Source organism: Gillisia xinjiangensis, from assembly GCF_046298265.1.
GTDB lineage: Bacteria > Bacteroidota > Bacteroidia > Flavobacteriales > Flavobacteriaceae > Gillisia > Gillisia xinjiangensis.
This window is the reverse complement of the sequence record NZ_JBKAHK010000003.1, coordinates 253,959-265,485: the sequence shown is the minus strand read 5'-3', so window position 1 is coordinate 265,485 and position 11,527 is coordinate 253,959. Positions and strand designations below refer to the sequence as shown.

Genomic DNA, 11,527 nt, shown 5'->3' with positions numbered 1-11,527 from the left:
TTCTAAAGCTGGTTTTGAGGGTGAGGTTTATTGGGTATACAGGACCATTCTGCTGAAGGAAAAACAGACTCTACACTGTCATAATTTCTTCCAGGTTGTTGGGTTTCGAACCCCCGGAGATTTTAACTCCAACCGAGCCGTTGAACGCCGTTGCAACGGCTGTGTTTACAGGCTTTTCGACTGATTAAACTGTACAAAAATAGAAGGAGCCGTTGCGAGCCGTTGCAACGGCTATCAAAATAGTTTGTTATAGCCGTTGCGAACCCGTTGCGGAGCCGTTGGGAAATTTAAAATTTTGATAAAAATTTATTTGTAACTATCTGATTAAAAGGTAAAAACGGTTTAATCTAAATAGCAAAGAGCCGTTGCAACGGCTCCCTTCATTTGAAGTGATTTATTTAAGCATATTAATGGGGGAGTTCATTTTTGTCAAACTAATTTTATTTGTGCTTTAAAGTTCTTATATCTACAAAAAATCGCTTCAGTATTCTAATTATATCAGGAGCTAACTTTTGAAGATTACCTGTGCTTTTCAGGTTTGTTTTATTTAGAGAACTATCAATGCCTTTTCAAATAGAAATGCCTGTATTTGTGTTGTGAAAGATCGCAACACCTAATCAATGGAACTATATTTTCACACCGGATTAACAGCGGTGGTTCTAACGGGATTTACAGCTGTTCTAACTGATTGAGAAGAAAGATCATCGTAAGAACTAATAGAGCACACTACAGCGGCTCTAGAACTGCTATAAATGATATAGGATAAATTTAAACTTTTAGGGGGGAATAGCTCATCAGTTATGAATGGAAGATGTCTTGATCAATTTTAATTATGAGAGTAGGATTAAATAAAGAATCCGCCACAATAAACGAAAGCATACAGCCAGTTTAAATCTTGCACTCGTTCCTGCAGCGGTTCTTATTCTAAAATAAATATATTCTATCCAATTTTTCCTTCTTGAATTCTACAATGATTAATAAGTCAACGAAAGCTGTTGAAATGTTGAATTCCAGTATAACTCAATGAAATTTAACTTATTACAAGGAAACAGGATTTCAACAATTTGAAAAGAGGTGAAATTTGAATGAACAACAGCAATTCTGTAATCATTTATAGTAATGTTGAATTGCTGTTGCTTCTAAAAAGGCTCTAATTGTTTGACCTTAAATATTCTATGCGGTATTTCAACAATTCAACAATCCTTTTATAAACTCCTTCTTAAATGTGAAGAATCTTCCTTTTTTATTGTTTCGCGAAATTTCCCAATCATTAGTTCCGGGAATTATTGATTTATAGTACTCATAATAACTACTATTATCGCTAATCAAATTCCAATTTTTCTCGACTATTTCTTTTATCTTGAATTCAGGTGTAATATAGGAGGAACCGCGAACTAATTCTTTAAGTTCACTCACTGTGAAATTGATTTCCTCTAATTCAAAATCCTCAATTTTGTCGTCAATAATTGAAAGAAGTTCTTTTTCAAGATTCGCTTTTGTTCCCTTAATCAAATTGTCCAGAGCCAGAGTATGGATTTGTTCTTTAGAAAACCACATTCGGGTTTCATTTGGAGATTTAATTTTCCGGGAGTTAAGGTAAGCTACAAAATAAGGTATCTCTTTCTTCAATTTAATTTCTAAATCGGGATCTACTATATTAAGAGTGGAAATTTTTCTAACCCAATATCGGATTTCTTTATCATCAAGTAATATAAAACTGTCTTCATTATTTGAGCATAAAATAATTTTTCCAAAAAATTCATGTGGGAGTTTATCTTTTCCTTTTGATTCCAATTTATTTGTTTTAGTGGTTGAAAGGTTTTTAATTCTTTCACTGTCTTCTTTCCTGTCCAGTAGAACTTCATCAACACCTATAATTAGCTTCTCTGACCAATCAGCATTAAAGCGGCTCCGAAAGTCTTCATTTGTATTCATAGTCATATTGTCCTGAAATATCATATTGAGCCAATTTAAGAATGTTGTTTTACCCGTGTTCCGGTCATTGCTAACCAGGCAGAGAATAGGAAGAATTTGTGTGGGTTTTTTCCAAATTATAGAAAGATAATCTAGTCCTATTTCAATTTGGTCACCAAATATGTGGTTCATAAAATTGAGAGTATTAGGAATAGATCCTTCCGTAAACTCGAGGTTTAAGTCGTGATCAAGTGCCATATACCGATTGTAAAAATTATTAATAGCTTGCTGATAATTAACATGAGAAGGAATCACTATAAAACCCTCATATTTTTCAATGTCTTCCAGAAAGCCTTTTCCGTGATCATCAATTATAACCTGTCTGCTCCAAGGCAGTATAACTGTTATAAGTTCCCCGGATATTTTGGGCTTTTTAACCTTTTTATAGTATGTGATACCAATTCGAAGATATTCTGCCATTATTTCCAGGGATTATAAATTAAACGTGCAAAATTTTGCGGCGTATCAAGGAATTTTTTGAAAGGAATAAGAACATTCACGGCATCTATCTGTTTATCCATTTCATGAAGTTTTTTTAATGCGTTTTTAATAAAAACTCCAATTTTATAGGATTGGGCATCTCTTCCGCAATGATAGCATGTGTGATTTTTCGCTGTGTTATTTAAATTATGCATATATTTAAAGAATTATTTTTAGTAGTAAAATTAATAGTAGATGTAAAGCTTCGGAAGTCCTATTCCGAAGCTTTTTTATTTGATTGAAGAAGTAATTGCTCAATATCCTCTCGACGATACCTTACTCGATTGCCAACCTTAAAGGGATGTAGAATTCCTTTTTTGTTCCAAACTAATAATGTTGAATAGGTAACTCCTAAGATTTCAGCAGCCTCTTTTCTACCAATCCAGATTGTTGGGTCTCGGGGCTTGAAGTTCCTCGAGAAATTTTTCAATTGTTTGGCTACTCCGGAAAGAATTTCATTTTTAAAATCTTCAGGATCCACGTTAAATTGAATGACTTTTTTTACCATAATAATAGTTTTTGATTTATTAATATGGTGCAATATTGGCCTTATTTGGCTTCTTTCCTGGATCCCCTTGACCACTTTTTGACCATTTTTTGACCACTATGCATTAGGGAGGTATATTCAGGTGAAATGGAGATTATTTAAAATCAACTATGCCGTTCACTTTTAGAAAGTTATCTTTATAGTTATCAAATTCCTCACATTCCGGATGTAAGCTTTTATCAGGCCTAGGTCGGCTTGGCTTCAAGTGAAATTCAATCTCAACAAAATCTATAAATGATTCAAGTTTATGGCCAATAATATAATTTTCCTCTTTGAAAAGAAGGTAATACTTGGCGAACAATGGTGGCTTAACTCTTTCATTTTTGTATTTGCTCATGCAGTACATAAAAAAATTAAAAGAAAGTTTTGAGGAAAAAACTAAAGGATATTTATTCAGTTCTAGTGGTGGTTCTTGGCTCCTTTCTATGAGGGTGGTGATTTTATTGGACTTGAAAGATTCAGCTTCTAATGTAATTTTATAAATTTTAATCTTAGACAGGATTTGGAGTAATTCAAATAACTCATCCATTTTTGGTTCAAAAAGATCATAAAACTTTTGAAGGTGAAATACATTTTTAGACTTGTAGTGGCCTGGATCCATTGCGAATTCTGAAAGTTCGCTGTTAATTTCCTCGAAGGTTTTATTATTTTCCAAATCCTCTAAATCATGAAAAGAGATTCCATTCTCGATTTTTGTTGAATATTTATAATACCAATCTTTGAGTATATTTCCATTATTATTATAATACCAACTAAAAATCCTTTCGTAGACATCTTTTGAATAAATTTCAGAATGAAAATTATTTACTGAAATAAACTGGGAAAATGGATTTTTTAAATATTGCTCCCTCAATTTCATTATCTCTTGATGACAATATTCTTCTAGTCTACGGTAATTTGTATAAAATGAAATCTCATTTTGATGAGAAGATATATCGAAAGCTATAATATCTTCAAGCATATTTAGAGTATCGAAATAATAAATTTCATGGAAAAACTCTGAAAACTGATTATGCCATATTTCATATTCTGTTTCAATATCCCATAATTTAATATTCTCATAATAAGATTGACTATTATTAATTTCAAAATATTGGATTAGATCTTGATAACTTTTCATTCGGAGTTTGCTTTTAATTTTGATTTAATAGGATGGTGAGAGGTTAAATATTCTGTTTTAGGATTTGCTCATCCCAATAGGCTGCCATTTGATCCGCGTAATCAATTGAGGTCTTACCTATGTAATTCAAAAACTCTTTCTCTGTGCTATGCCCGGTTATGTTTAGTAGGTAAGGTGTGGGTATATCACCATAATGATTAGTTGCAAAAGATCTGCGACAAATATGAGAAGTAATGAGTTGGAATTTGGGAAATTCTCCCTCCTCTTTCCGATTGGTGTCCGCATTTATCCTAGAACCGGAAATGACTTCTGTAAGACCTGCATCGAAACAGACGTCCTTAATATATAAATTGAATTTGGCCTTTGTGCTGGATATATTCTTGCTATAAACCATTGGAAACTCTCCGTTGTTTTTTTCGAGGATTTTCTGAACTTTTGGATGAACTAGAATAGTTACCTTCTTCTTTGTTTTTTGTTGAACCAATTCAATAAAGTTTCTTCCTTTATGCTGCTTGATGCTATCTTTTGTTAAGGTCAAGAGATCTCCTACCCTTTGGCCAATGTAGCAGCCCATAATCAACCAGTCACGGGCGCTCTCTAATTTTTCATCTTTAAACTCTGTACTGGCTATTTGTTCAATCTCGGCAAAATTTAGATATATCTTTTTTACTTCCACTTTAAAACCTTTTATACTAGCTAATTCCTGATTCACCTTAAATCCGCTGCGTTGAGCGTCAAGGCATATCGTCTTTAGGAATTTTATGTACCTACCTGCAGTGTTTCTGGCAAGCGTGTCTACTTCTAAGAGGTATTGAAGAAATTCGTTCCTAAATTTAAGATTTACATCTACTAGACGGTAGGTTTTGCGCTTATATTTTTGGAAACGATCAAGTTTAGTGGTAATGGTGTTATATTTTATTATTGTCGCACGAGAAGCACCTAACTCTCCGGTTCTTTCGTTGGTTTTTAATTTGAGTTTTTCTACATAATGTTTACAGTAATTGATTAGAAGATTGTAATCTGTTTTCACCACGACATTAAAGTGATTATCAACACATTCTTTCAACCAATCAGAATTAATGTATTCACCTTCTCTGACTGCTTCATTAACTTTATCAATTAAGTGCCGTTTTAGATCCTCTAATTGGTCTTGCATATTTTGCTTATCCGTAAACTCAGCAATCTGTCGAACCTTACCGCTTTTATTATTAAAATAATCAGGATTTATAAGAAGGGGAGTAGCTATTCGAAAATCAGAAGCCTTGTCCAAAATTAATCTTGCGGTTATTTTCGAAGGGTTACGTTTTCCACGGACATGAAATTTTACTGAAGCCATTTTCTGAAGGTTTTAGTCTTATTTCATCAAATCTATGGAAATAAAAACTTGTACCGTTACTTGTACCGAAGAAAATCTCATTTGGTTTCATCTTATCACATCTTATCGGTTTATTGAAACCTCCCTAATATAGCGTCATATCAGTATAGTTGGGAAGTTTTTTAGTATTTATGGTACCGGGCATTCAACAGGTAATGAGGTCATTACGTTCCCTCTTTCTCCGCTTAAAGCCCCGTAAACGTGCTGTTTACGGGGCTTTTCATTTTTAGGGGCATATGTTTGCATAGGTTTTATATGAAAAATAATATTTACCATATAGACTAAAATTACTCCCCCCTTAGTCTAGCTCTGCTTTAATTATTTGTACGGAAAGATCAAGATTTTGAGCCTCCAACTTGGTACAAATATTTCCAAATTCATCACCCGGACACTACTGAAAGAAAATGGAAAAACTTTCTCTAAAACAAGCTTTGGTTAATAAAATGGGCAGGGGCTACGAGGATTTCTCAGGCAACAAATCCATGGAACATTCATATGCTTAAGAATAAATGCACTAGTGCTCCAGTTAATCGAAGTAAGAAAATTGGAAATAATTGATTGGGTACCGAAATACTTTTTAGACCAATTTTTTAATCTGCTACATATTTTGAAAGGTGTAGGTTGCTCTTATGGTATTACCATCAAACATTTTATATCTACTCTTGCTGGCCAGACTGCTTCTTTCACAAACAGGAAAACGGAAGAACCTTAACAGATGACTTAATAAGGGAAATGAGAAACCATGACCATTACCCATTTGTTGTTGTAATGGAAATATAATTATTTGATATTATGATAGTTATGTGATTTAAAAATTTTAATATCTAATTTATTTAAAAAATAATAGGTACTTTTAGTATTAGCTTTTTTCAGATTAAAATAATAGGTAATTATGGCGTTCTCTTAAAGTGCGTTTATTTTGAGTATGGGAGGAGTGATGTATGGGGTGTTTTTTATATAAATACCAAGGCAAATAAAATATAACAACCCTGTAAATATTTAAAAATTTAAAAAATCAATTCTAAAATTATACATCATGCCTTTATACATGGACCGTCACGATGTTTCTAAGGATGTAACTGCTGAAATAGTAGCAGACTTACACCAAAAGGATTTAAAAATACAGCACAAGTTTAACTGTAAGGGCTTAACATATTGGTTTGATGAGAAAAGAAAAACTGCTTTTTGTTTAGTAGAGGCTCCTAATAAAGCCGCCCTAAAAGAAATGCACGATCAGGCTCATGGGGAAGTTCCCAATAGAATAATAGAAGTTGATAACGCTGTTGTTGAATCTTTCTTAGGACGCATTGAAGATCCTGAAAAATCGCAAAAAACAGCCTTGAATATAATTAACGATCCCGCCTTTCGTACTATTATGGTTGTGGGAATAAAACCTTTTTCCTTAAAGAAAACCCTGGATAAAAAGGTGAAATCAATTATTGCAGGATATCAATCAACTATTGTAGAAAGCATAAATTTATATAATGGAAGACTTGTAAAACAAAATCATGATCACGCTTTAGTCTCCTTTGATTCGGTTACCAATGCAGTATCTTGTGCATTAAAAATTCATTCTGAATTTGAAAAAGGCCCCGGAAGAAAATATAGTTCTCTTATAAAACTACACATTGGTTTAAATTCCGGAGTGCCTGTGGACGAAAAGGATGGTTTTTTTGAAGATACGATAAAAGCAGCCTGTTCTTTTTTTGAACTTGTTAAAGGAACGGTGGTTCTATCCTCTGAAGTTAAAGATTTGTATGAAAGTGAAAATATGAATACTCCTTTTTTATCCAAGAATGTAGTCGCCTTGACACAATTGGAAGAAAAATTTTTAAAGGATCTGATAGATTTTACTGAAAAAGAATGGAGCAGAACTTGTTTAAATGCCGATGATTTTATTCGGTATTTTGGATATAGTAAATCCAGGCTTTACCGGAAAACAGTTGCCTTGACCGGAAAATCTATACATAGTTATTTAAAAGATTACAGGCTCTGCAAGTCATTGAACCTTTTAAATAAAAAAAACATGAATATTTCTGAAGTAGCATTTGAGACAGGATTCAATAGTCCCGCTTATTTTTCCAAATGTTTTCAGGAAACCTTCGGAATCCTTCCTTCCCAATACATTAAAACTGGTCATTCCTGATTTTAGAATATCCCAAAGAAAATATTAAAACGCCAGAAGTCTTGTTCAGATTTCATCCATTAATTGTAGTACTGAATCAATATTAGCATTTTTTGACCTAAAAGTAGACCTGAATTTCTTTCCTGCTGTATAACTTTGGTAATATTAAGAAAATAAATGTCACATAGTCTTTTAATTTTTCAGTGTTGGTATTGGAGATTCTGGATGGTATTTATTAAAGACAGGGAGATCCTACATGCAGGAAGGAGATATTTTTTTATCTCTTGATGAGCAGTTTTAAATAACGAAGACAAAAAAGATTTATTAATTTAAAAAAAACAATAATGAAAATTGCAAAAGAAAATATCGAGGTGAAAATGGAAATACCAGGTGCGGTTATTCGTCAAAAAACAGATTTTGGTGATGCTACCGGGTTAGGTAAAATTAGCGGGGAATACTTCAGTCTGTCTGAAGGTGTTGATACCACACCACTGTTCATAGGTCTTGAAGGAAATTTGTGCCAGAGCCCTCATTGGGGTTACGTATTAAAAGGTCAAATTACAACTACTGATGCCACAGGGAATCAAGAGACCGTAAACCCGAACGATCTGTTTTTCTGGCCGGCTGGCCATAATGTTAAGGTCAATCAGGATGCGGAAATAATTATGTTCAGTCCGCAGCATGAGCATACTAAGGTAATTAACCATATGATTGAGAAAACAAAAGAATGAGCTTAAAAATGAACATCAACAATAGTTTAGTTTTTGAAAAAAAATGCACTGGAATACATTGATTATTTAACAGTTACGGTTTTTTCATATTAAACATTTCTGTAAATTTTAAAAAATCTATTATGGCTACTACAATAATTCAAACAGTAAAAGAAATTGATCCTTCTGAAATAAAAGAATTCGGAGCTCAACTAAGAGGAGAAATAGTTATGCCTGCAGATGGTCAGTATGATGAAACCCGAAAAGTATTTAATGCCATGATAGACAAGCATCCCGGGATGTTTGTGATGTGCAAGGATATTGCCGATGTTATCGCCGCTGTTAATTTCGCACGGAAGAATGACCTGGAAGTAGCAGTACGAGGAGGTGGCCACAATGGTGGAGGTCTTGGACTATGTGACGGCGGTCTGGTAATAGATCTATCGGGAATAAAATTTATTCGTGTTAACACTTCAGATAATACTGTAAGGGTAGGGGGCGGTAATCTTTGGGGTGAAGTAGATCATGCAACACATGCTTTTGGTCTTGCAGTCCCTGCAGGTATTATTTCCACAACTGGAGTTGGCGGCCTAACACTTGGCGGAGGCGTAGGCTATCTTTCCAGAAAATTTGGCCTTACCATTGATAATCTCCTCGAAGCAGACATGGTCCTGGCAGATGGTTCTTTCGTAACGGTAAGCAAGGATCACCAAGATGATCTGTTCTGGGCTATACGCGGTGGTGGTGGAAACTTTGGCGTGATAACTTCCTTTAAATTTCAGGCACATCCTGTAAAAACAGTTATTGGCGGGCCTACCTTATGGCCTATTGAAAAGACTGAGGAAATTATGGAGTGGTATGATGGATTTATTCATAAAGCTCCAGAGGATCTAAACGGTTTTATAGCAACCCTGGTCATTCCTGGGCCACCTTTTCCTGAGGAGCTCCATAACAAACAATTTTGTGGCATCGTATGGTGTTATACGGGTGACCAGGAAAATACAAAAGAAATATTTAAGCCAATTTTAGAAAAGAATCCGGTATTCGAACATGTGGGAGAAATGCCTTATCCGGCTATTCAAACCTTATTTGACGGTTTATTTCCTCCGGGTTTACAATGGTATTGGCGTGCAGATTTCTTTAATGAATTGGGACCCGAATTAAGAGAACAACATTTAAAATTTGGTTCAAAAATACCAACTCCACTTTCTCAAATGCATTTATATCCCATAAGTGGCGCAGCTGGTAGAGTAGGGAAAGAGGAAACTCCCTGGGCATACCGCGATGCAAAATATGCAGGTGTAATTGTGGGTGTAGATCCCGATCCTGCCAATAAAGAAAAGATAACGCAATGGTGTAAAGATTATTGGGAAGGACTCCATTCTTATTCAGCAGGAGGAGCATATTCCAATTTTATGATGGATGAGGGCCAGCAACGTGTGAAAGCAAGTTATAAACATAATTACAAACGCTTGGCTCAAATAAAAAAGAGATATGATCCCAATAATTTGTTTAGAATTAATCAGAACATTCTGCCAGAAAGTTGAAGCTCGATTTAATGATTTTTTTAAATAGCCGATGAAACGGTTTCCAAGGGTTTAGTTAAATCAACGCTACAACGGCATCGGTTATTAATTTGTGGATCCTATCATCCTTCATATAAAAGAATAGACAGATAAGAATACTTTATATTTCTGGCCTTATTTTTTGTTCATTATTCACCTGCTATATGCTTAATAATTGTTTTCATTGGCAAAAATCCAATCCGGATTCATCTATAGAATTAACTCTGTCTTAATTCAAACAAATTATCCATTTTTACTTTGATTATTCCTCTTATCGGCCTATCTAAATCCAGTATTAAGAATACAACCAAAACAATTAAAAACGTAAATATAATTGTTGGAATTAAGGCCCTTTTTGAGCTCAATCCGCTTGAATAGCCCATTAAAGCGCCGCCTGTTATAAAAACAATAAACAATAAAAACAAAATTGATTCCGGAATATGCTGTTGAAAAATAGCGTTCCGTCTCACCCGCGCATCAAAAACCTCGTTAAGCACGATAATAAAATTACCGGTAGTTACCGGCCGTGAATCAATTTCAGCAAGTTTTATTGTGTTTTTCCAAATTTTATTCTGAATTGAATCTGTTTTTCGATTTATAAAAACGCGTTCTTTACGATTGGACAAATCAATAGTGCTAATTTCAAGACGCAGATCCACATATTGCTGAAGCAGATTATAGCTTATTGTATCGTAAGGCTTAGGTAGTAATTTGGTTCTTAATAAAGCAGTTCCAATTGCATTTGATTCCATAATTACAGCTTGATTTCTGTTGTCGAATCTTTGTAAAGCCATATTAAATGAAAAGCCAAGTAGAAGTGCCAATAATCCAAAAGTTCCGGCCTGGATTGTATATGTTTGCGTTTTTACCTCCTTGTTGATATCTCTTTGTTTTCGCCTACCTATTCTAAAGCCTATTTCATACGCTAATAATATCAGCGTAAAAAGGATGATTGCTATAAAAATGCTGTTTAGATGATACATAACTTCCTTATTCATAATTCAATTTAAATTATAGGGATCAGCAACATTTATTTTTCTTTTTGATATATTTTATCTACACCTGGCATTCTTGTTATTAGGTTTTCTTATCTATAAGTCAATTCTTAAATTGGATTCTTCAACAATGGGTTTCTGGATTATCTGCACGAATAATTTAGAAAGGAAATCATCAATTGTCAAAGCGCCATATTTCATCTAAAATACGCTTTTTTAATAAGGTTTAGGTGAAGTTCATGTCTTAGTATCAGGGTATTATGATGCCTGTAATGATTTTTCAATGTCAAACTTTTTCATTGCAGAAATACTTCATCACCTTTCCTGCTTTTGTAGGGCCGCTCATTAATTTTGGGAGTAATGCTGGACAAGGTAATTAGCCGTTGCAACGGCCACTGTCACTAATTTGTTGATACCCCGAACCAAGCTGCCCCCTCTTCGTGGCCCAACCAAATTTAGCGGCATCAACAGGAACATTAATTTACTGGCATTCCGGCGGATGCTTACCTCTTCATATAAAAAGACAGCAAGATAGGGATGCTCTTGCAGGCTAAACCCTATTATTTGTTGTTTACTATTTACAATGGGATTTTTATAAACGGCCCTAAAGGATCTCTAAATAAAAATTGAATTTAT

Annotated in this window: 8 protein-coding genes; 3 read left to right on the top strand and 5 right to left on the bottom strand. The window is 34.2% G+C overall.

Annotation, left to right across the window (positions count from 1 at the left end; genetic code table 11):
• Positions 1-1,185: 1,185 nt before the first annotated feature.
• The 4 genes from ACKGJN_RS06250 to ACKGJN_RS06235 form a co-directional block, all read right to left on the bottom strand.
• A complete protein-coding gene (locus ACKGJN_RS06250; protein WP_409538598.1) occupies positions 1,186-2,394 on the bottom strand; it encodes a primase-helicase family protein in 1,209 nt (402 codons plus the stop codon).
• A gap of 274 nt (positions 2,395-2,668) precedes the next feature.
• On the bottom strand, positions 2,669-2,962 hold the full coding sequence (locus ACKGJN_RS06245; RefSeq protein ID WP_409538597.1) for a helix-turn-helix domain-containing protein: 294 nt from the start codon (positions 2,960-2,962) through the stop codon (positions 2,669-2,671).
• Between the two features lie 133 nt (positions 2,963-3,095).
• Positions 3,096-4,121 carry a hypothetical protein gene (locus ACKGJN_RS06240; RefSeq protein ID WP_409538596.1) on the bottom strand — a complete coding sequence of 342 codons (1,026 nt, stop codon included), beginning with the start codon at positions 4,119-4,121 and terminating at the stop codon, positions 3,096-3,098.
• A 43-nt stretch (positions 4,122-4,164) separates the two neighbouring features.
• A complete protein-coding gene (locus tag ACKGJN_RS06235; protein ID WP_409538595.1) occupies positions 4,165-5,457 on the bottom strand; it encodes a phage integrase SAM-like domain-containing protein in 1,293 nt (430 codons plus the stop codon).
• Positions 5,458-6,532: 1,075 nt separating this feature from the next.
• Between ACKGJN_RS06235 and ACKGJN_RS06230 the strand changes: the two genes are divergently transcribed.
• The 3 genes from ACKGJN_RS06230 (at position 6,533) to ACKGJN_RS06220 (ending at position 9,878) form a co-directional block, all read left to right on the top strand.
• Positions 6,533-7,642 (top strand): nickel-binding protein, encoded by a 1,110-nt coding sequence (locus tag ACKGJN_RS06230; RefSeq protein WP_409538594.1) that lies wholly within the window; start codon positions 6,533-6,535, stop codon positions 7,640-7,642.
• 323 nt (positions 7,643-7,965) lie between these two features.
• Positions 7,966-8,352 carry a cupin domain-containing protein gene (locus ACKGJN_RS06225; RefSeq protein WP_409538593.1) on the top strand — a complete coding sequence of 129 codons (387 nt, stop codon included), beginning with the start codon at positions 7,966-7,968 and terminating at the stop codon, positions 8,350-8,352.
• A 122-nt stretch (positions 8,353-8,474) separates the two neighbouring features.
• The gene (locus ACKGJN_RS06220; protein ID WP_409538592.1) at positions 8,475-9,878 is read left to right on the top strand and encodes an FAD-binding oxidoreductase; all 1,404 of its coding nucleotides are present in this window, start codon (positions 8,475-8,477) and stop codon (positions 9,876-9,878) included.
• A 236-nt stretch (positions 9,879-10,114) separates the two neighbouring features.
• Here ACKGJN_RS06220 and ACKGJN_RS06215 read toward each other — a convergent pair whose 3' ends face one another.
• Complete coding sequence (locus ACKGJN_RS06215; RefSeq protein ID WP_409538591.1) at positions 10,115-10,894, bottom strand: bestrophin-like domain; 780 nt, start codon at positions 10,892-10,894, stop codon at positions 10,115-10,117.
• Positions 10,895-11,527 lie beyond the last annotated feature (633 nt).